Annotated in this window: 17 protein-coding genes; 7 read left to right on the plus strand and 10 right to left on the minus strand. The window is 68.9% G+C overall.

Annotation, left to right across the window (positions count from 1 at the left end; all coding sequences use genetic code 11):
- Positions 1–347: 347 nt before the first annotated feature.
- Together DBV35_RS15475 and DBV35_RS15480 are read left to right on the plus strand one after the other, a co-directional pair.
- Positions 348–1460 carry an efflux RND transporter periplasmic adaptor subunit gene (locus DBV35_RS15475; RefSeq protein ID WP_108661211.1) on the plus strand — a complete coding sequence of 371 codons (1113 nt, stop codon included), beginning with the start codon at positions 348–350 and terminating at the stop codon, positions 1458–1460.
- Positions 1457–4546 (plus strand): efflux RND transporter permease subunit, encoded by a 3090-nt coding sequence (locus DBV35_RS15480; protein WP_108661212.1) that lies wholly within the window; start codon positions 1457–1459, stop codon positions 4544–4546. The genes DBV35_RS15475 and DBV35_RS15480 overlap by 4 nt, the downstream gene beginning before the upstream one ends.
- 35 nt (positions 4547–4581) lie before the next feature.
- Here the strand turns inward: DBV35_RS15480 and DBV35_RS15485 are convergent, their stop codons facing one another.
- Positions 4582–6360: a hypothetical protein gene (locus DBV35_RS15485; protein ID WP_170134953.1), complete on the minus strand. Its 1779-nt coding sequence runs from the start codon at positions 6358–6360 to the stop codon at positions 4582–4584.
- A gap of 272 nt (positions 6361–6632) precedes the next feature.
- Between DBV35_RS15485 and DBV35_RS15490 the strand changes: the two genes are divergently transcribed.
- The 4 genes from DBV35_RS15490 (at position 6633) to DBV35_RS15505 (ending at position 10472) form a co-directional block, all read left to right on the plus strand.
- Positions 6633–6887: a hypothetical protein gene (locus tag DBV35_RS15490; protein ID WP_108661214.1), complete on the plus strand. Its 255-nt coding sequence runs from the start codon at positions 6633–6635 to the stop codon at positions 6885–6887.
- Positions 6888–6954: 67 nt separating this feature from the next.
- On the plus strand, positions 6955–8658 hold the full coding sequence (locus DBV35_RS15495) for an arylsulfatase (RefSeq protein ID WP_108661215.1): 1704 nt from the start codon (positions 6955–6957) through the stop codon (positions 8656–8658).
- A gap of 69 nt (positions 8659–8727) precedes the next feature.
- Positions 8728–9729: an HAD family hydrolase gene (locus DBV35_RS15500; RefSeq protein ID WP_108661216.1), complete on the plus strand. Its 1002-nt coding sequence runs from the start codon at positions 8728–8730 to the stop codon at positions 9727–9729.
- Positions 9730–9950: 221 nt separating this feature from the next.
- Entirely contained in the window at positions 9951–10472 is a 522-nt protein-coding gene (locus DBV35_RS15505; RefSeq protein WP_108661217.1) for a Dps family protein, read from the plus strand.
- A gap of 115 nt (positions 10473–10587) precedes the next feature.
- On the opposite strand, the gene DBV35_RS15510 is transcribed toward DBV35_RS15505, so the two are convergent.
- The 7 genes from DBV35_RS15510 to DBV35_RS15540 form a co-directional block, all read right to left on the minus strand.
- Positions 10588–11727 carry a GGDEF domain-containing protein gene (locus tag DBV35_RS15510; protein WP_108661218.1) on the minus strand — a complete coding sequence of 380 codons (1140 nt, stop codon included), beginning with the start codon at positions 11725–11727 and terminating at the stop codon, positions 10588–10590.
- Positions 11728–11934: 207 nt separating this feature from the next.
- A complete protein-coding gene (locus DBV35_RS15515) occupies positions 11935–12978 on the minus strand; it encodes an amidohydrolase family protein (protein WP_108661219.1) in 1044 nt (347 codons plus the stop codon).
- Between the two features lie 11 nt (positions 12979–12989).
- Positions 12990–13874, minus strand: coding sequence for an HpcH/HpaI aldolase/citrate lyase family protein (locus DBV35_RS15520; RefSeq protein ID WP_108661220.1), 885 nt, complete (start codon positions 13872–13874; stop codon positions 12990–12992).
- Between the two features lie 56 nt (positions 13875–13930).
- Complete coding sequence (locus DBV35_RS15525) at positions 13931–15196, minus strand: TRAP transporter large permease (protein WP_108661221.1); 1266 nt, start codon at positions 15194–15196, stop codon at positions 13931–13933.
- Between the two features lie 9 nt (positions 15197–15205).
- Positions 15206–15706 carry a TRAP transporter small permease gene (locus DBV35_RS15530; RefSeq protein ID WP_157961782.1) on the minus strand — a complete coding sequence of 167 codons (501 nt, stop codon included), beginning with the start codon at positions 15704–15706 and terminating at the stop codon, positions 15206–15208.
- 41 nt (positions 15707–15747) lie between these two features.
- A complete protein-coding gene (locus DBV35_RS15535) occupies positions 15748–16731 on the minus strand; it encodes a TRAP transporter substrate-binding protein (protein ID WP_108661223.1) in 984 nt (327 codons plus the stop codon).
- Positions 16732–16753: 22 nt separating this feature from the next.
- Positions 16754–17989 (minus strand): CaiB/BaiF CoA transferase family protein, encoded by a 1236-nt coding sequence (locus tag DBV35_RS15540; protein WP_108661224.1) that lies wholly within the window; start codon positions 17987–17989, stop codon positions 16754–16756.
- 108 nt (positions 17990–18097) lie between these two features.
- Between DBV35_RS15540 and DBV35_RS15545 the strand changes: the two genes are divergently transcribed.
- Complete coding sequence (locus tag DBV35_RS15545) at positions 18098–19054, plus strand: LysR family transcriptional regulator (protein WP_170134954.1); 957 nt, start codon at positions 18098–18100, stop codon at positions 19052–19054.
- 2 nt (positions 19055–19056) lie between these two features.
- On the opposite strand, the gene DBV35_RS15550 is transcribed toward DBV35_RS15545, so the two are convergent.
- Positions 19057–20130 (minus strand): tartrate dehydrogenase, encoded by a 1074-nt coding sequence (locus tag DBV35_RS15550; RefSeq protein WP_108661226.1) that lies wholly within the window; start codon positions 20128–20130, stop codon positions 19057–19059.
- Positions 20131–20281: 151 nt separating this feature from the next.
- Positions 20282–22054 (minus strand): dihydrolipoyl dehydrogenase, encoded by a 1773-nt coding sequence (gene lpdA, locus DBV35_RS15555; protein WP_211099989.1) that lies wholly within the window; start codon positions 22052–22054, stop codon positions 20282–20284.
- Position 22055: the final 1 nt, after the last annotated feature.

The following is a 22055-nucleotide window of genomic DNA, read 5'->3' on the forward strand; positions in this document are numbered from 1 at the left end:
AAAGGACATCATTCTCAAGGTGTTGCACGCCGGTCACGATCTCGCCACACTGTGCCCGGTCCCGCCCCGGCAGTGCTCGCCGCGCATTCCGACGCGATGCCCGAAAGGCGCGGCGCGGCGGCGCGATCATCCCGCAAAAGGCGGGTGAAACCGCCCTCTCCATTGCCCCAATCTTTCCGCCTCGAACGAATTTGTAACGGCGTGTCGCAGCGGATTTGCCTTGCGATCGGTCGCGACAATCCCGTTCGGCAGGCCTCGGGCAAACGGCGTAGCGTCCTCCACATACCCCACCATGGGCGGCCCCATGCCCGCCTTCCGGGGATCCAGTAGAGGAGTAGGCACCCAATATGCGCGTCGTGAAATCGATCGCTGGCTTCGCATTCTTGCTCGCCGCCGCCGTCGGTGGCCTGGAACTGACCGGTGCCCTCCTCGATGCGGGCGGAACCGAGGCGCGGCCGCGTCCGCCCTTCGCCGACGGCCCGCTCTCGGTCGCGGTGGTCGAGGCGACGCAACGCAGCTTCGCCGACGAGGTCCGCGCGGTCGGCTCGACGCGCTCGCTCCACCATCTCGACGTCCACCCCCAGGCCGAGGGCACGGTGACGCGCATCGCCTTCACGTCCGGCGACACCGTCGCGGCCGGCGACGTCCTCGTCACGCTCGACACCGGCGCGGAGGAGGCCGAGCTGAAGGCCGCGCAGGCAACGCTCGCCGAGGCCGAGGCGGCCGCCGCCCGCCAGCGCCAGCTCGCGAATTCGCCGGCCTCCTCGGCCGCGCTCGTCCAGGCCGCGGAGGCCGCGCTCCTGCGCGCCCAGGCCGACGTGCAGACGGCCGAGCACGACCTGGAGCAGCGCACCCTCACCGCCCCCTTCTCCGGCATCGTCGGCCTCACCGAGCTGGAGGTCGGCAGCCGCGTCGACACCGCGACGACCGTCACGACGCTCGACGACCTCACCGCCGTCGAGGTCGCCTTCTCGGTCCCCGAGCGCTACCTCGCCCGCGTCACCCAGGGGCTCGATGTCCGCCTCACCTCGCCCGCCTATCCGGACCGCGTCTTCACCGGGAAGATCGAGCGGCTCGACACGCGCATCGACACCGCGACGCGCTCGCTCGCGCTGCGCGCGGTGGTGCCGAACCCCGACCTTGCACTCCGCGGCGGCATGTTCATGGACGTGACCCTCACCTTCGAGGAGCGGTCCGGCCCCGCGATCCCCGAGGCCGCGCTCGTCGCCGACGGGGCCGAGACCTTCGTCTGGACCGTCGCGGACGGGAAGGCCGCACGGCGCACCGTCGTCAGCGGCGCGAGCCGGGACGGGTTCGTCGAGATCGTCGACGGCCTCTCCACGGCCGACGCGGTGATCGTCTCCGGTCTCGACCAGATCGCGGACGGCCACAAGGTGACCGCGACGCCCGCCGAACCCGCCGCCCGCGCCGGCATCGCGAGCCCGGAGCGCGCGTCGTGACCCTTTCCGGCCTCTCCCTCAAGCGGCCGGTCACGGCGACCGTCGCGAACCTCCTCATCATCGTCGTCGGGATCAGCGCGCTCCTGAACCTTCCGGTGCGCGAACTGCCCGACATCGACGCGGCGCAGGTGACGGTCGGCGTCACCTACACCGGCGCCGCGCCCGACGTCGTCGACGCCCAGATCACCGCCATCGTGGAAGGCGCCGTCGCCGGCATTCCCGGCCTCGACACGATGACCTCCGAGGCCGAGCGCGGGTCGAGCCGCACCGTCCTCTCCTTCGACACCTCGCGCGACATCGACGAGGCGGCGAACGACGTGCGCGCGGCGGTCGACAGCATCATCAGCGACCTGCCCGACGACGCGGAACGCCCTGTCGTGCGCAAGAACGACAACCAGAGCGACCCGGTGGTGCGCCTCGCCCTCACCTCCGACCGCATGTCGCCGATCGAGCTCACGGACTACGCGGACCGCTACATCGTGGACCGCCTCGCCCGTCTCTCCGGCGTCGCCAATGTCACCATCTTCGGCGAGCGCGCCCCCGCGATGCGGATCTGGCTCGACATGACGAAGATGGCCGCGCACGGCATCACCGTCGGCGACATCACGAGCGCGCTGCAGGACAACAATCTCGAACGCCCCGCCGGCGAGATCGAGACCCCCGCGCGCCAGATCCAGGTCCTCACCCGCACCCGCTTCCAGACCGTCGCCGAGTTCGAGAATCTCGTCCTGCGGGACGATGGGGCGCGGCCGATCCTCCTTGCCGACGTCGCGACGGTGGAGCCGGGCGCGGAGAACACGGATTCCAATTTCCGCGCGGACGGGCGCACCGCCGTCGGCCTCGGCGTGCAGCAGCAGTCCCAGGCGAACACCATGGCGATCTCGAGCGCGGTGAAGGCCGAGCTCGAGAAGATCGGACCGACCCTTCCAGCCGGAACGGCGCTGAAAATCACCTCCGACGACGCCATCTTCATTGGCGCCTCATTGCGCGAGGTGGTGATCGTGCTCGGCCAGGCGCTCGCCCTCGTGATCGCGGTGATCGTCCTTTTCCTCGGCTCGCCGCGCGCCGCCGCCGTCCCGGTCGTCACCATCCCGATCTCGCTCCTCGGCGCGATCGGCGGCATCTATCTCGCCGGCTTCACCGTCAATCTCCTCACGATGTTCGCGCTGATCCTCGCGATCGGCCTCGTCGTCGACGACGCGATCGTGGTGCTCGAGAATATCCAGCGCCGCATGTCGCTCGGCGAGGACCGCCGGGTCGCGAGCGAGCGCGGCGCGGACCAGGTGAACTTCGCCGTCATCGCGACGACCCTCGTCCTCATCGCCGTCTTCATCCCGATCTCGATGATGGAGGGGTCGGTCGGCCAGCTCTTCGCCGAGTTCGGCGTGACGCTCGCGATCGCGGTCGCGGTGTCGAGCTTCGTCGCCCTGACCCTCTGCCCCGTGCTCGCGGCGCGTCTCCTGCCGAAATCGACCGAGCCCGGCCGCTTCACCCGCATCGTCGACACGGTGTTGAACGGGTTGAACAATGTCTACCGGCGCATCCTGTCGCGCGTCCTCGACCGTCCCGTCCTGACCCTCGGCGTCGCCATCTTCCTGATGGCCTCCGCGGTCGCGATCTATGAGCGTCTCCCCTCCGCGCTGACGCCGCAGGAGGATCGGGGCATGTTCATGGTCGACGTCACGACCCCGCAGGGCTCCAACCTCAAGACCACCGACGCCGCCGCCCGCCGCGTCGAGGCCGCGCTGGAGACGCTGCGCGAAGAGGGCCTCGTCACCGACACCACCGCGATCGTCGGGAGCTGGGGTGACCTGCGCCGCGCCATGATCATCGTGCGCCTCGCCAACTGGGAGGACCGCACGGTCGGCCAGACCGAGATCATCAACGGCCTTCGCCGCCAGTTCGCCGCCATCAACAGCGCCACGATCCGCATCTTCGCGCCAAGCGGGCTGCGTGTGCGTGGCGGCGGGCGCGGCGGCATGCAGGTCATGGTCGGGGGGCCGGACATCGAGAGCGCGGCCGCCGCGGGCGAGCTCCTCGCCGAGGCGATGCGCGGGTCGGACCGGTTCGCCGGGACGCAGCTCCAGTACAACCCCAACCAGCCCGGCGCCACCGTCGCGATCGACCGCCAGCGCGCCCGCGATCTCGGCCTCGATGCCGGCACCATCGCCGAGACGGTGCAGGTGCTGATCGCCTCGCGCAGCGTCACCGAATACACCGACCGGAGCCGCCAATATCCGGTCGTCCTCCAGGCCGAGGCATCGGGGCGGGACAATCTCGACGACCTCGAAAACATCTTCGTGCGCACCGGCGGCGGCGACCTCGTCCCCCTCTCGGGCTTCGTGACGATCACCGAGGAGGCGAGCGCGCCCTCCCTCTCCCGCTTCGAGCGCGTCCCCTCGGTCGAGATCGGCGCGGACCTCACCGCCGGGACCGACATCGGCGCCGCGATCGACTTCGTGCGCGCGGCGGCGGAGGACCTCCCGATCGGCACCACGATCGAGTTCCAGGGCGAGGCGGCGACCTTCCTCGAAACTTCGGGCGGGACACAGCTCGTCTTCCTGATGGCGCTCCTCATCGTCTTCCTGGTCCTCGCCGCCCAGTTCGAGAGCTTCATCCAGCCCGTCGTCATCCTCGCGACGGTCCCCCTCGCGCTCACCGGCGCGTTCGGGACGCTGTGGTGGGCGGGGGCGTCGCTCAACGTCTACAGCAATGTCGGGCTGATCCTGCTCGTCGGGCTGATGGCGAAGAACGGCATCCTGATCGTGGAGTTCGCCAACCAGCTCCGCGAGGAGGGACGGCCGCTGCGCGAGGCGATCCTCGAAGGCTCGGTGCTGCGCCTTCGCCCGATCCTGATGACGACGATCTCCACCGTGCTCGGCGCCGTGCCCCTCACGCTCGCGACCGGGGCCGGGGCCGCGAGCCGCGTCTCGATCGGCGTCGTGATCTGCGGCGGCTTCACCTTCGCCTCGATCCTGACCCTCTTCGTGACGCCGGTCGTCTACGAACTCGCCGCCCGCCTCTTCCGCAGAGCGCCGGCCGAGGAGCACGCGGAGCCGACCGCCGGCGAGCCCGTCGCCGGCTGATCGCCCTCAGGCCCTGTCCTGCTTGGGTCCGAAACCTAGACCCTGGAGGCCTCTTCGCTCGCCCTTGCAAGGCCGGCTGAGAGCGCCTTCACGATCTCGTCCGTCGCCCCGTGGCGGTGGAAATAGGCGGCCGGGTCGCGTGCGATCACGCCATAGGTGGCAAGCCGGTCGAGCGCCCCGCGCGCGCACGGCCCGTCCTCAAGCGCGCCGCACGCGATCGCGATCAGCGCCTGGCTGATGCCCGACCCGTCGACCGCCGACCGCTCGGCCGTGCGCAGCATCGCGTGGTAGTCGCCGCGCAGATACTGGTCGATGGCGACGAGGTGGAAATACCAGCCGGGCGGATCGACGGTCCGCCCGATCGCGCGATCGAGAAGGGGGATCCCCTCCTCGAACTGGCCCCGCACCGCGAGACGCCAGCCGAGCTGGGCGAGCGTGTCCGGATCGTTCGGATTGAGCGCGACCGCGCGGCGGGCGAGCGCCTCCGCCTCCTCGAACCGGCCGCGATAATGCTGGATCGAGGAGAGCGCCTTCAACGCCAGCACGTTGTTCGGCTCCAGCTGGACCGCGTGCTCGGCCGCGACGCGCGCCTTCTCATATTGCGCCTCGACCTCGCCCGCCCCCGCGAACTCGAAGCGGCCCCCGTCGAGATAGAGCCAGCCGAGCATCGCCCAGGCGTCGCTGTAGTTCGGGTCACGGACCGTCGCCCGCTCCAGACACGGCGTCACCGCATCATAGGCGGGCTTGGAGAAGGAGCGCCGGTAGGTGTAGGCGCGCAGGACGCAGAGATAGCTCGTCATCTCGCGCACCGAAGCCTCGGCCGTGCGCCGGTTGAGATCGTCGCTCACGATCCCGTAGGGCTGGCCGAGGATGGTGGCGATCTCGGCCGCAATGTCGCTCTGCACCTTGATCAGCGCCTTGGGGTCGAGCGGCTTGTCGTAGGTGCCGAACCACAGGATCTGCCCGCTCGCCGCATCCTGAAGCTGCGTCGAGACGCGGACCGACTGCCCGTCCTGGCGCACGCTCCCGCTGACGGTGTAGGCGGCACGCGGCCCCTCCGGGACAGGCAGCTCGGCGACGGGGTTGCCGTAGAGGCGAAAGCCGCGAAAGCCCATGAGGTCGGCGATCAGCTCCTGGCTGATGCCGGCGGCGAGATAGCGCTCGTCGTCGGATGAGCCGAGCGCCTCGAACGGACGCACATAGACCGCAGGCTCCGCCTCGCTCGCCGCGATCGGCACTGGCGTGTCGCGCCAGACCGCGTAGAGGCCGCACGCCACGACGAGGAGAATGGCAAGCGCACCCGCCGCGAGCGTCGAACGCCGCCGCCACCACGCCCGCGCGGGCCGTGCGACCGGTGGCACGGGTGCAGGCTCGGCCGTCGACGCGGGCTCGGGCTCAGGCGGACGGGCCTCGACCGGCGCGGCTGGCGGGACCGGCGCGCCCCCGTTCCAGTCGAAATGGGGGACGTAGGCGCCCTTCGGGATGGTGATGCGGAGCGGGTCGTTGCGGCCGGCCTCGACATAGTAGCTGTCGAGATCGCGCCTGAGGCGCCGGGCCTCCAGCCGGACCACGGGGTCGTTGGCGGAATCGAAGGTCTCGTCGCGTCCGAACACCTCGACCGCGATCACATGCCCCTTGAGGCCCGCGCTGCGCCCGGCGAGCGTCTCGTCCACGATGAAGCGCAGGAACGCCTTGCGCCGCTCGCTCGCCTCGAGGTGCGGGCTCGACAGGATCTTCGCGAGTTCGGCCTCTACCGCGCCGGTCGAAGGGCCGGTCGTGCCCATCTCATCCGCGGCGGTGTTCGACAACGGCACGATCCGTCCTCCCGGTCCCACCAACTGATACAGCGCCAGCGGCAGGGAAATCTACCGTCACACAACCAAACGTGTCCGGGCTTTGACACGCATCAAATGGGCGAGCGAAGGCGGCCGAGGCCGGCGGCCGCCCAGCGCGCGTAGGCTCCCTGTTCGCACCTGTTCGTACCTTCTCAACATCCCGTCTCCGGCCAAAGGTCGCGCCGTCAAAAGAACAACAACCAGACGGGACGCACGAAGGGTCGCGCCCGCGGGATGGTGGACCTGGTGCCGTGGACGCAATCAAGGCGATCGTCGCGCGCTTCCCGCATCGCGAACTCGCGATCCGCCGCTGCTTTGCGCACGACGCCGTCTTCCGCTCCATCTGCGCCGACTACGCGGACGCCCTCGACGCCCGCGAACACTGGCGCCGCGGCGGACACCGCGATGCGCGCCGGAGCGAGGAATATGCCCGCCTCGCCCAGGAGCTGGAGCTGGAACTCGGCGCCATCCTCGACCGCACCACCCAGCCGAGCCTGCGCCCCTGACGGCTTCCGTCCGCTGTCCCGCGACGTCCAAGCCGTCGCGTTCCCGTCCTCAACGGAGACAAGTCCGATGCACCAACCCACCGATCCCCGCCGAGCCTCATCGAGGCGAAGCGCTGCCTCGCTCCGGGCCATTCTCCCGGCGCTCGCCCTCGGCCTTGGCGCGACCCTCGCGACGCACGCCGGGGCGCAGACGACGCCGGCCGCCGCGACGAAGCCCAACATCCTCCTGATCGTGTCGGACGACACCGGCTGGGGCGATCTCGGCCCCTATCTCGGCGGCGCGGCGCGCGGGATGCCCACCCCCGCCTTCGACGAGCTCGCCTCCGAGGGGATGATCTTCACGAACTTCTACGGCCAGCCGAGCTGCACGCCGGGCCGCGCCGCGATCCAGACCGGCCGCATCCCGAACCGCTCGGGCATGACGACGGTCGCCTTCCAGGGCCAGGGCGGCGGCCTGCCGAAGGCGGAATGGACGCTCGGCTCGATGCTGAAAGAGGCCGGCTACAAGACCTACTTCACCGGCAAGTGGCACCTGGGCGAGGCGGACTATGCGCTGCCGAACGCGCAGGGCTACGACGTCATGAAGTACGCCTTCCTCTACCACCTCAACGCCTACACCTACACCGACCCGACCTGGCACAAGGCCATGGATCCGGAGCTGCGCAAAATGTTCGAGAGCGTGACGAAGGGTTCGCTCTCCGGCAACGCGGGCGAGAGCGCGAAGGAGGACTTCAAGGTCAACGGCCAATATGTCGACACCCCGGAGAAGGGCGTCGTCGGCATCCCCTTCCTCGACAAATATGTCGAGGCGGCCACGATCGAGTTCCTGGAGGACGCGGCGAAGGACAAGGGCACGCCCTTCTTCATCAACGCCAACTTCATGAAGAACCACCAGCCCAACATGCCCGCGCCGGAATTCGAGGGTAAATCCATCTCGAAGTCCGACTATGCGGACGCCGTGGTCGAGCTCGACACGCGCGTCGGCAACGTCCTCGAGAAGCTCGACGAGCTGGGCCTCGCCGACAACACGGTCGTCTTCTACACGGTCGACAACGGCGCCTGGCAGGACGTCTATCCGGACGCCGGCTACACCCCCTTCCGCGGCACCAAGGGTACCGTGCGCGAGGGCGGCAACCGCGTTCCCTCGATGGTGCGCTGGCCGGGTCACGTGAAGGGCGGCACGCGCAGCGACGACATCGTCGGCGGGCTCGACCTGATGGCGACCTTCGCCGCGATCGCCGGGACCGAGCTTCCGAAGAACGACCGCGAAGGCCAGCCGATCATCTTCGACAGCTACGACATGACCCCGGTCTGGACCGGCGAAGGCACGCCGAACCGCAAGGAATGGTTCTACTTCACCGAGGACGAGCTGACCCCCGGCGCCGTCCGCTATGGCAACTTCAAGTTCGTCTTCAACCTGCGCGGTGATGACGGGGCGCTGACCGGCGGCATGGCGGTCGACACCAATCTCGGCTGGAAGGGCCCCTCCAAGTACGTCGCGACCATCCCGCAGGCCTTCGACCTCCTCGCCGACCCGCAGGAGCGCTACGACGTCTTCATGACCAACTTCACCGAGAGCACCTGGTCGGTGATCCCGGCGAACGACGCGATCGCGAAGCTGATGAAGACCTACGTCCAGTATCCGCCGCGCAAGCTGCAGAGCGAGACGTACACCGGCCCGATCACGATCACCGAGTATGAGCGCTTCCAGTGGGCCCGCGAGGCGCTCGCCAAGGGCGGCATCACCATCGGCCTGCCGTCCGGAAACTGATACTCTCCCGCCAGCGCGCGGCCGGGTCCTCCGGATCCGGCCGCCGGCTCACGAACACAGAGGCCGAACATGACCCTCGCGATCCCCCATCGTGCGCTCGTGGCATCCATCGCCATCGCAACGGCGACGCTCCACTCCGTCAGCGCCTTCGCCGGTAACGACCCGCTTCCCTCCTGGAACGAGGGGGAGGCGAAGGCGTCCATCATCGCCTTCGTGGAAAGCGTGATCGATCCGGCCGCGCCGACCTACGTACCGGAAGCGGCGCGCATCGCCGTCTTCGACAATGACGGCACGCTCTGGTCCGAGCAGCCGGCCTATTTCCAGGCCCTCTACGCCCTCGACAGGCTGAAGGAGAAGGCGAAGGCCGACCCCTCCATCCTCACCTCCGACACGCTGAAGGCCGCCGCCGCCGGCGACATGAAGGGCGCGATGGCGGGCGGCGAGAAGGGCCTCCTCGAGATCGTGAACGTCTCCCATTCCGGTCTCAGCGTCGACGACTTCAAGGCCGACGCGCATGAGTGGCTGACGACCGCGAAACACCCGACGACCGGGATGACCTTCGCCACCATGACCTATCAGCCCATGAACGAGCTGCTCCGCTATCTGCGCGACGAGGGCTTCACGACCTACATCGTCTCCGGCGGCGGGGTGGACTTCATCCGCGCGATCGCGCCCGAGGCCTACAACATCCCCGTCCACCAGGTCGTCGGCTCGGAGGGGACGACGAAATATGTCGTCAGCGACGGCGTGCCGTCCCTCATGAAGGAGGGCGGCCTCTCCTTCCTCGACGACAAGGTGGGCAAACCGGTGGGCATCGAGCGCTTCATCGGCGTGCGCCCGATCTTCGCGGCCGGCAACTCGGACGGCGACTACCAGATGCTCGAATATGTCACCGCCGGCGAGGGTCCGCGCTTCGGCCTCATCGTCCACCACACCGACGCCGAGCGCGAGTTCGCCTACGACCGCGAGGGCCATATCGGCGTCCTCAACCAGGCGCTCGACGATGCGGCGAAGGAAGGCTGGCTCGTCGTCGACATGAAGAAGGACTGGGCGACGATCTGGACCGACTGACCGCCCGCCCGGCACCGCGCGCCGCCGCGACGCACCCCGCGTCCGGCGGCCTCCGGGTCAACATGACCAATACGCAAGCATAGTGGCCGACGCCGCCTGCGAGGCCCATCTTTGGAGGAGGACGACGCGCCGGCCGAGCCCGTTCCCCACGAGGCCGCGGTGCTGTCGTCACGTTCAACCGCCCCCGCCGCAACGGCGCGGGACACATACGGGAGACGAACATGGCACCCTCTGCAGCCCGTCGGAAGAAGGCCGCGCTCGCGACGCCCACCGGCCTCTCGGAGAAGGCGACGGCGGACATCTCCGGCGCGCTCAACGCCCTCCTCGCCGACTTCTTCGCGCTGACGCTGAAGACCAAGAATTTCCACTGGCACGTCTCCGGCCCGCACTTCCGCGACTATCATCTCCTCTTCGATGACCAGGCCGCGCAGATCTATGGGTCGACCGACGCCCTCGCCGAGCGGGCGCGCAAGCTCGGCGGCACCTCGCTGCGCTCCATCGGGCACATCGCGCGCCTCCAGCGCCTCCTCGACAACGACGCCGATTTCGTGACCCCGCTCGACATGCTCGCCGAGCTGCGCGACGACAACGGCGCCCTCATCGCCAGCATGCGCGAGGTCCACTCCCTGTGCGACGAGCACGAGGATGTCGGCACGGCGAGCCTCCTCGAAAACCTCATCGACGAGGCGGAAGGCCGGGTCTGGTTCCTGTTCGAGGCCGCCCGCCGCTCCAACGAGCCCTGATCGACTGGCCTGCCGGGGCCGGCGGCACGCGCGGCCGGTCCTCACCGAGAGCGGCTCTCGCTCGACAACGAAGAGCGAGACCGCCTTGTCCGCGCTCGAACGCGCGCGGGATGCTCTAGCGTGCGAGCGCGAGCGGCCGGTCGACCGCGAGGCGGTCGCGCCCGTCGCGCTTGGCCTGATACATCGCCCGGTCCGCGAGCGCGAGGAGGCCTGAGAGGCCCCCCGCATCGACCGTCCCCGAGGCGACCCCGCCGCTCACCGTGCAGCGCAACGCAAGCTCGGCGGTCACGCACTCGGCGAACGCGGCGCGAACCGTCTCTGCCTGCGCCACGATCCGCTGCGGATCCCCGCCCCAGTCGAGGAGCACGAACTCCTCCCCGCCGAGCCTGGCGAGAAGCTGGTGCGGCTCAAGCGAGCGGTGCAGCGCGCGGCTGAAGAGGATGATCACCTCGTCCCCCACCGCGTGCCCGTGCGTGTCGTTGATCGCCTTGAAATGGTCGATGTCGAAGAGGACGAGCGAGGCCGGCCGCGCGATCGGCCCGACGCTCTCATAAAGGCCGCGCCGGTTCGGCAGGCCCGTCAGCGGATCGGTCAGCGCCTCGGCCCGGTGGACGCGCACCAGGCGCTGCTGGTTCAAGACGATGGTGAGCGCGGCGAGCACGGGCGCGGCGGCGACCACGGCCGCGAGCCCCACCGTCTGCGCCCAATTCTGCGGCGGCCCGTCCATCACGATCTTCCCGTCGAGCGCGACGAGGAGCGCACGCGGCACGAAGGTGAGGCCGACGAGGCCGTAGACCACCGCGAGACCCGTCAGCGTCAGCGGCGACTCCTCCCGCGCGGACCAGTAATTGTACGCGATAAGGGCATGGAGGACGATCGCGGCGAGAAAACCGAAGACGAAGCCGAGCCCGTTATAGCCGACCGCGTGGAACGGCACGCAGACCCCGACCGCGATGATCGCGGCGACCGCGATCGCACGCCAGGCCCGCGCCCGGTGCCGCACCTCCCAGGCCGTGCCGTAGATCGTCGCGAGGCCGCACAAGAGGAATAAATAGGCGAGGCTGACGATCCACGTCTCGTGATGACGGACATAGAAGGCGGAGAAGACGGTGCTTGTTGCAATCAGCAGCGCGCCGAGCGCGCACGTCAGCAAAAACGCGTCGTCGCGCGCGCTCACCCACGACATCACGAGGATCAGGCCGCCGGCCCCTGCCGACAGCGAGACGCACAACAAGAGCGAGGTGAAGTCCAGCATTGCGCGGCTGACCCTATGAACGCGACACCGGCGAGAAATGCCTTCAGGCAATCCTAACAGACGGTGAACACACGGGGCAGCGCAATTGCGGCGCGATTGTGGCGATGCGCACGAACTTTCACGCAGCACCCTCCACCGCCGCGCAAGACGCCGGATCGGGCGTCTCGCGCTGGGTTCCGGCGGGTATCCCGCCGGGGGCCGTTCGCCTCAGACGCCGAGTTCGGGCACCGGGAGCGCGTAGGTCCGCGCGGCGGTCCTTGCGAAAAGGTCGGTCTTCTCGTCCTCGCTCATCGCGGCGGTGATCCGCTTCAGCGCGTTCCAGAAGACGACATAGGAGAAGCTTCCCTTGTCGACGGGGAAGTTGCTCTCGAACATCGCCCGGTCCGGGCCGAACGCCTCGATCGCCGTCTCGACATAGGGCCGTAGCACCTCCGCCACCGTCTCCGACGAGGGCGCCTTCGGCAGGTCGTGAAGGCCGAACCCGAAGAGGCGCATCCCGAGCCCGCCGATCTTCACGCGGATGTTCGGGCACTCACCGACCCGCAGGATCGCCTCGCGCCAGACCGCGAAGACCTCGTCGCGCTTGTCGGCATAGGGCCCGATCCCGATCGCGCCGCCGACATGGTTGAGGATGATCGGCAGGTCCGGGAAGGCGCGCGCGAGGTCGATCACGTCGTCGAGCTGGGTGTGGTACATCCAGGCATCGAAGGTGAGGCCGCGGCGCATGAGCTCGGCGAGCCCCTCGCGGAACGCCGGCCCTTCGAGGACGCCCGGCGGATAGTTCAGCATCGAGCCCCGCGCCTCGGGGTCCGGATGATGCACCGAGCTCGACCGGATGCCGCAGAAGCGCCCCTCCCCGGCGACGATCATGAGATCCAGCACCTTGCCGACACGCGCTCCAGCGTTGAGGTCGGCCGTGCCGATGATCCCGGCGGCGATGCGCGGCGTCCCCCGCGTCGTCGCCGCCACGCGGCCGACTTCGGCGGCGAACTCCACCTCGCCGATCGGGCGCAGCAGAGGGTCGCCACCCTCCCGATAATGCGCGTGCGCCTCGACATAGACCGTCGCGACCACGTTGTGGCCGGCCTTCAGGTCCTTCACGAGGTCGGGCGCCAGATAGGGGGATTCGGGCCGCTCCCAAAGGTGATGGTGCGGGTCGATGATCACGCGCGCCGGATCGATCGCGGCCTCTTGCGTATCGGCGAGCCAGTCGTGGCGGACCGGGACGTGGCGGGGTGTGAATTCGACCATGGCCCCGTCCCTCACCGCGCCTGTACCTGCGCGAGGACGCCGCGCGCCCAGGCGACCACCGGATAGTCCACCATCATCCCGTCGACCGACACCGCGGCCGCGCCTGCATGCTCCGCCGCGTCGAACGCGTCGACGATGCGCTCGGCCTTGGAGATCTCCTCGGCCGTCGGCGAGAAGGCCGTGTTGACCGGGGCGATCTGGTCGGGATGGATGCAGGCCTTGCCCGTATAGCCCATCGCCCGCGCGCGCCCGGCGGTGGCGACGAGGAGGTCGATCGCCTTGATGTTCACGTAGGCGGTGTCGACCGGCCCCGGCAGCCCCGCCGCGCGCGAGGCGAGCGCGATCGCCCAGCGGGCCGACTGCACCGCGCCCTCGTCGCCGCTGATATCGAGCCCCATGTCGGCGGCAAGGTCCACCGCGCCGAAGAAGAGGCGGTCCGTGCGGGCCGTCGCCGTCGCGATGGTCGGCGCGTTCTGGACGCCCTTCGCCGTCTCCAGGATCGGCTGGACGCGGATCGCGCCGACGGCAAGCCCCTTCCCCGCCTCGTGCTGGGAGAGCACCCAGTCGGCCGTCAGGAGGTCGGACGCCGCCTCCACCTTCGGCAGCACGATGCCGGTGATGTGCGGCGAGGCGATGGCGGCAAGGTCCTCCCAGCAATAGGGCGTGCCGAGCCCATTGACGCGCACGAAGACCGGACGCGGCAGCGGCGCGGCGAGGACGCGCGCGACGGTCTCGCGCGCGGCCGGCTTCTCCGCATTCGCGACGGCGTCTTCGAGGTCGATGATCACCGCATCCGCCGCGCTCGCGAACGCCTTCTCGAGCTTGCGCTCGCTGGTCGCCGGCACGAAGAGATAGGACCGCGGCGCGGGGGGCGATCCGGTCTCGGATTGGCTCATGAAGAGGTCTCCTGTGGAGGAGCGCGCGCGGCCGGCGGCGGGGCGCCGGCCGGGGCTCAACGAATGAGGAACAGGCTGATCGCCGGCACGTAGGTGATGATCATCAGGCACACGATGAGCACGCAGACGAACATCAGGATCGGCCGGATGATCGACTGCACCGTCGTCCCGGCCACCTGACAGGCGGCGAAGAGGTTCACCCCGAAGGGCGGCGTGATCAGGCCGAGGGCGAGGTTCACCACCGCGATGATGCCGAACTGCACGGGGTCGATGCCGAAATGGATCGCGACCGGCACGAGGATCGGCGTCAGGATGATGATCGAGGCCGAGGTCTCGAGGAACATGCCGATGATGAAGAGCGCGATGTTGATCCCGAGGAGGAACATCGCCGGGCTGTCCATGTTCGTCGCGAGCCACTCGCCGATCGTCGCCGGGATGCCGGCGCGGTTGATGAGGTAGCTGAAGACGCCCGCCGTCGAGATGATCAGCATGATCGAGGCGGAGCTGCGCAGCGAGCGGCGCAGCACGTCGGGGAGATCCGAGGGCTTCAGCTCGCGATGGACGACCATGCCGACGAAGAGCGCGTAGAACACCGCGACCGCCGCCGCCTCGGTCGGCGTGAAGACGCCGCCATAGATGCCGCCAAGGATGATCACCGGCGTCAGCAGCGAGGCCGACGCGCGGCGCAGCGCCGCGAGGAGCGGGAGCCCGTCATCCGGCGTCACCAGCGTGTCGCGCCGGAAGTGCGCCCAGATGAGGACGGTGACGATCAGCGCCCCGCCGATGAGGAAGCCCGGCCCGAGCCCCGCGATGAAGAGGTCGCCGACCGACACCTCCGCCGAGACGGCGTAGAGGATCAGCGGGATCGAGGGCGGGATGATGACGCCGAGCTCGGCCGAGGTCGCCTGGAGCGCAGCCGCGAAGGGCACCGGATAGCCGCCCCGCACGAGCGCCGGGATCAGGATCGCGCCGACCGCGAAGGTGGTCGCGACGCCGGAGCCGGAGACCGCCGCGAAGATCATGCAGGTGATGACGCAGGTCGCGCCCATGCCGCCGCGGATGTTGCCGACGAGCGCCTGCGCGACATCCATGAAGCGGCGCGAGATGCCGCCCGCCTGCATCAGATTGCCGGCGAGGATGAAGAGCGGCACCGCGACGAGGGCGAACTTGTCGAGCGCGGTGAAGAGCTGCTGCGCGAAGATGAGGGGCGGCAGCGTGGTGAAGAGGAGCATCCCGGCGAGCGCGGCGAGGCCGAGCGCGACTGCGATGGGCAGGCTGAGCGCGAAGCCGCCCAGCATCAGTCCGATCATGGATCCGAGCATGACCTTCCCCTACTCGATCGGCGTGGCGTCTTGCGCCGTGCCGCGGGCAAGCTCGATGTGATGGGCGATGAGGCCGACGATGCAGAAGAGCGCCCCGACCGGGACCGCCAGATAGGCGTAGGCGATCGACACGTTTACGCCCGCCATGATCTGGAAGCGCACGCGCCAGACGAGCTGGAAGCCATAATAGGACGCGACGCCGAGGACGAGGAACGCCGCCATGAAATGGAAGAGGTCGAGCGCGCGCCGACGCCAGCCGGTCGTCATGGAATGGAGGTAGTCGACCGAGATGAGGAGGCCGCGCCGGAACAGCGCGACCGCGCCGAGATAGACGCTCCAGATCATCAGCGCGCGGGTGAGGGACTCGGTCCACGTCGCCGGCGCGTTGATGAGGAAGCGCGCCAGCACCTGGTAGAAGCAGAGCGAGGCGTAGACCGCCATGCACAGCATGGCGACCGCCTCGACCGTGCCGCAGAAGGCACGGTCGATCCACCGGACGACGTCGCGCAATGCCATCCCCGCGGGCGTGGCGCCAATGCGGGACGTGGTCATTATTGCGCCTGGATCTCGTCGATCAGCGAGCCGAACTCTCCCCGATATTTCTCATAGAGCGGGGCCATCGCGGCGCGGAAGGCGTCCATGTCGGGGGTCTCGTCCACCTGCACGCCGTGCTCCTTGATGGTGGCAAGGCCGGTGCGCTCGCTCTCGTCCACATAGGCGCGGTTCGCGGCCTGCCCGGCCTTCACCGCCTCGCGCATGATCTCCTGGTCCTCGGCAGAGAGGGCGTCGAAGAAGGTGGGGGACATGTAGAAGGCGACCGGGGTGAAGGCGTGCTTGGTCAGCGAGAGATAGTCCTGCGTCTCCCACAGCTTCGCCGACACGATGATCGAGAGCGGGTTCTCCTGCCCGTCGATCGTCCCCTGCTCGAGGCCGGTCAGCACCTCCGTCCACGACATCGGGGTCGGCTGCGCGCCGAGCTGGCGGAAGGCCTCGATGTGGATGTTGTTCTCCATGGTGCGGATCTTGAGGTTGTGCATGTCCTCAGGACCGTCCACGGCGTGGTCGTTGTTGGTGATGTGGCGGAAGCCCACCTCGCCGAAGCCGAGGCCGACGAGCCCGACCTGGCGCATCTTCTCCATCAGCTCCTGGCCGACGGGGCCGTCCATCACGGCGCGCGCATGGTCGTAGTCGCGGAACAGGAACGGGATGTCGGCGATCATCATGTCCGGCACGAAATTGCCGAGGACCGCCGTGCCGGTAATCGCCATCTCGAGGCTGCCGAGCTGGACGCTCTCGGCCATCTCGCGCTCACCGCCGAGCGAGCCGCCGGGGAAGATCTCGACCTTGAAGCGTCCGGGCGCCAGCTCTTCGAGCTTCTCCTTGAAGCCGTTCGCGCCCGAGGCGTGCGGGCCGACCGCGCCCGAGGCGAAGCCGATGCGGATCGTCTCGGCCGCCTCTGCAAACGGGCTGACGAGGACGAGGCTCGTGGTGAGCGCGCAGGCGAGCGCCACTCTGCGTGAAATCGGTGTCCACATTTCGGTGATTCCTCCCAGATGATTATCGGATGATGCCGGCTTCTCTGAGCCGGGTCAGGTCACTCTCGTCGAGGCCGATCTCGGCCAGGATCTCGTCATTGTGCGCGCCGAGATCGGGCGCGGGCGCCGCGATCCGGCCGGGCGTGCCGGAGAGGCGCGCGACCACGTTGTGCATGGGGATCTGGCCCATCTCGGCATCCTCGATGTCGACCAGCACCTCGCGCCCCTTGATGAAGGGGTGGTCCATCAGGTCGGCGATGTCGCAGACCGGGCCGACGGTGACGCCCGCCTCCTCGAAGATCGCGAGGTTCTCCGCCTGCGAGCGCGCGCCCATGAATTCGGCGATGATGGAATCGATCTCCTCGGCATGGGCGAGGCGATCGCTGTTCGTCGCAAAGCGCGGGTCGTCGATGAGGTCGGCCCGCCCGATCACGCGGAAGAGGCGCTCGGCCATCGACTGCATCGAGGCCGACAGCGCCACGAACTTCCCGTCATTGGTCGGGTAGACGTTGCGCGGCGAGGAGGTCGCCGAGCGGCTCCCGAGGCGCGGCGTCGTCTTGCCCGTGATCCGGTAGTTCGCCGCCTCCGGGCCGAGGATCGAGAAGATGGAATCGAAGAGCGACAGATCGACGATCTGCCCCTTGCCGCCATTCACCTCCACCTCGCGCAGCGCCATCAGCACCGCGCCGACGCCGTAGAGGCCGCAGATCATGTCCGCGAGGGCGAGGGGGGGAAGCGTCGGCGGACGATCGGGAAAACCATTCAGCGCCGCGAAGCCGCTCATCGCCTCAACCAGCGTGCCGAAGCCCGGCCGGCCCTTATAGGGGCCGCTCTGCCCCCAGCCGGAGACGCGCGCGATCACGAGCTTCGGGTTGATCTCGTGCAGAGTCTCGGGCGAGAGGCCGTATTTTTCGAGGCCGCCCGGCACGAAATTCTCGATCAGCACCTCGGCCCGTCCGATCAGCTCCAGGAGGAGGCGGTGCCCTTCCGGCTGGCGATAGTCGAGCGTGACGCTCTTCTTGCCGCGCGAATAGACCTTCCAATAGGTCGGGATGCCGTCGACCAGCCAGCGCCGCAGATCGTCGCCACGGATCGGATGCTCGATCTTGATGATCTCGGCGCCGAAATCGGCGAGCACGTGCGAGATGGCGTTGCCCGCGACGAGCCGGGACAGATCGATGACGCGCACCCCGTCGAGCGGGCGATGCGCGTTGGCCGCGTCGGCGGATTCCTCGTTCGGCCAGCCAGGCTGATCCATACCCTCCCCTCAATCTTCTGTTCGTTGTTGGGGGCAGTCTGTCACGCGGGCCGGGCCATCGGGAAATATCGTCTTGATCTACAGGCCATGCCGGTGCGGTATGGGGCGATGGACATTCGCCTTCTCCGTTATTTCGTCGCCATCGCCGAGGCCGGCAGCGTGTCGAAGGCCGCGCGCCATCTCGGAATCGCGCAGCCGGCGCTGAGCCGGCACATGAAATCGCTCGAGACGATGCTGCACACGCTTCTCCTGGTGCGCACGTCGAGCGGGGTCATCATGACCGCCGACGGGGAGCGCTTCTATGCGGCGGCGCTCGACATCCTGCACCGCGTCGATTCCATCTACGACGTCACGAGCGCGCGCGGCGGCGCGATCACCGGGCGCGTCGTCATCGGGCTGCCGACCTCGGCGAGCGTGCTCCTCGCGACGCCGCTGGTGCTCGCCGCGCTCGAAGCCTATCCGCGCGTCCAGCTCCACATCATCGAGTCGCTGAGCGGCTTTCTCCTCGAATGGGTGCAGACCGGCCGGGTCGACCTTGCCGTCCTCTACGACGTGAAGCCGACGGCCGCCCTCCATGTCGACGTGCTCCTCACCGAGGGCCTGTGGCTCGTGGGGTCGGAAGAAATGCTCGCCCCGCACGCCGACGGGGTGACGCTCGCAGAAGTGAGCCGCATGCCGCTGGTGCTGCCGGCCCTCCCCCATTCGCTGCGCCACCTCATCAACGATGTCGCGATGCGCCACGGGATCGCGCTCAACATCGTCGCCGAGATCGATTCGCTGCATGTCGCGCAGAAGATCGCGGCGAGCGGGAAGGCCGTCGCGATCCTCACCCGCAGCGCCCTTCACGAGCGCCTGGCGCTTGGCGAATGCACCGCCGTCCCGATCCGCGAGCCGCGCATCCGCCGCTCCGTCTGCCTCGCCCGGCCGCTGACGCGGGCGAGCACCCGCGCCGCGGAAGAAATCTCCAAGCTGTGCATGAGCGTGACGGACAAGCTCGTCGCGGACGGCATCTGGGAGACGGAAGCGCCCGACCGGCGGCCGCGCACGGCCGCCGAGCCGCAATAGGGTCAGCCGAGCGCGTCGGCGACCGCCTTGCCGCAGGTCTCCGTGTCGGCCTTGCCGCCGAGATCGCGTGTGCGCAGCGCCGGCTCGGCGAGGACCCGCTCGATCCCGGTGAGGATCGAGGCCGCCGCCTCGGCGTGGCCGAGATGCTCCAGCATCATCGCCGCCGACCAGATCTGGCCGATCGGGTTCGCGATCCCCTGCCCCGCAATGTCGGGCGCCGAGCCGTGGACGGGCTCGAAGAGGGACGGAAACTCCCCCTCCGGGTTGATGTTGCCGGACGGGGCGATGCCGATCGTGCCGGTGCAGGCGGGGCCGAGATCGGAGAGGATATCGCCGAAGAGATTGGAGGCGACCACCACGTCGAACCGGTCCGGGTTCAGGACGAAATGGGCGCACAGAATGTCGATATGGTACTTGTCGACGGCGATGTCTGGGTAGGCCTTCGCCATCTCAGCGACGCGCTCGTCCCAATAGGGCATCGTGATCGAGATGCCGTTCGACTTCGTCGCCGAGGTCAGCTTCTTGCGCGGCCGCTTCTGGGCAAGCTCGAAGGCGTAGCGCAGCACACGGTCGATGCCGACGCGCGACATCACCGTCTCCTGCATGACGACCTCGCGCTCGGTCCCCTCGAACATGCGCCCGCCGACGGAGGAATACTCGCCCTCGGTGTTCTCGCGCACGATCCACATGTCGATGTCACCGGGCGCACGGCCGGCGAGCGGGGCGGCGACACCCGGCATCAGCCGCGCGGGGCGCAGGTTCACATACTGGTCGAACTGGCGGCGGAACTGGAGGAGCGAACCCCACAGCGAGACGTGGTCCGGCACCGTCGCGGGCCAGCCGACCGCGCCGAAGAAGATCGCGTCATGGCCGCCGATCTTGGCCTTCCAGTCGTCCGGCAGCATCTTGCCGTGCTTGGCGTAGTAGTCGCAGGAGGCGAAATCGAACTCGTCATAGTGGAGGGCGAGCTCGAACTTCTTCGCCGCCGCCTCCAGAACGCGCAGCCCCTCCGGCACGACCTCCTTGCCGATGCCGTCGCCGGCCATCACGGCGATGCGCATGTGATTCTGGGTCATGTCCTGTCTCGCTCCTCAGTCCCTCGGCGTCGTGCGCCGCGTGATGGCGCGCGCCGGTCGCGGCCGGCATAGCACCGGGGCGAGGCGGAGGAAACGGCGCGCCGCGCGCGCTGGCGGCGGGCGAGAGGGCTCCCCCTCGCCCGCCGGATCGTCAGCCGCGCTTCTTCGGCGGCATCAGGTCGGTGATCGTCCCTTCGAACATCTCGGCCGCGAAATTCACCGTCTCCGACAAGGTCGGGTGCGGGTGGATCGTGTGGCCGAGATCGACGGCGTCCGCCCCCATCTCGATCGCGAGCGCGACCTCGGAGATGAGATCGCCGGCATTGGTGCCGACGATCGCCCCGCCGATGACGCGGTCGTCCTCCGGATCGAAGAGCAGCTTGGTGATGCCTTCGGAGCGCCCGTTGGAGAGCGAGCGGCCGGAGGCGGCCCAGGGGAAGACGCCCTTCTCGTACTTGATGCCGTCGCGCTTGGCCTCGGTCTCCGTGATTCCGACCCAGGCGACTTCGGGGTCGGTGTAGGCGACGGAGGGGATGACCCGCGCATCGAAGGCGCGTTTCTTCCCGGCCGCCACCTCCGCCGCGACCTTGCCCTCATGCACCGCCTTGTGGGCGAGCATCGGCTGGCCGACGACGTCGCCGATCGCGTAGATGTGGGCAACGCCTGTGCGCTGCTGGTTGTCGACCGCGATGAAGCCGCGCTCGTCCACCGCGACGCCCGCCTTCTCTGCGTCGATCCGCTTGCCGTTCGGCCGGCGGCCGACGGCGCACAGGAGCTTGTCGAACGTGTCGGTGGTTGTCTTGCCGGCTTCGTCCTCGAAGGTGACCTTCAGCCCGTCCTTCCCCGCCTCGACCGCGGTGACCTTGGTCTTGAGGAGGATGCCCGCATAGCGCTTGGAGATGCGGGTGTGGAGCGGCTTGACCATGTCCTTGTCGGCGCCGGGCATGATCTGGTCCATCAGCTCGACCACCGTGACCGAGGCACCGAGCGCATCGTAGACGCACGCCATCTCGAGGCCGATGATCCCGCCGCCGAGGACGAGGAGCTTCTTCGGCACACCGTCCAGCTCCAGCGCGCCGGTGGAATCGATCACCCGCGGATCGTCGTGCGGGATGAAGGGCAGCGTCACCGGCTCGGAGCCCGCGGCGATGATGCAGGAATCGAAGGAGACATTGGTCGCCCCGCCCTCACCCTCGACGCGGATCATGTTGGGCCCGGTGAACTTGCCCCAGCCGCGCACGACCTTGACCTTGCGCGCCTTGGCGAGCCCGTCGAGGCCACCGGTGAGCTGCTTGACGACGCTGTCCTTCCAGCCCCGCAGCTTGTCGATGTCGACCGACGGCTTGCCGAAGGAAATGCCGTGCGAGCCCATCTCCTCGGCCTCGGTGATGGTCTTCGCGGCGTGGAGGAGCGCCTTCGACGGAATGCAGCCGACATTGAGGCAGACGCCGCCGAGCGTCGGGTTCGCCTCGATGAGGACGACCGACTTGCCGAGATCGGCCGCCCGGAAGGCGGCCGTGTAGCCGCCAGGGCCGGAGCCGAGGACGACGATTTCGCCATGGACATCGCCCTTGCCGGAGGCGGTGCCGGTGGCCGCGACCGACTGGGGCGCGGCCGGGGCGCTCTTGGCGGGCGCGGCTGCGGGCGCATCGGCCTTCTTGCCGCCGCCTGAATCGCCCGTCGACGCGCCGTCGGCGGTCTCGAGCTCAAGGATGACCGTCCCTTCGGCGACGCGGTCCCCGACGGCGACCTTGATCGCCTTGACGGTGCCGGCCGCGGGGGACGGCACCTCCATGGTGGCCTTGTCGGATTCGAGTTCGATCAGCGGATCTTCCGCCGCCACCTTGTCGCCAACGGCGACCATGATGGTGATGACGGGCACATCGGCGAAATCACCGATGTCGGGTACTTTGACGTCCATCATC

Source organism: Acuticoccus kandeliae (genome assembly GCF_003073115.1).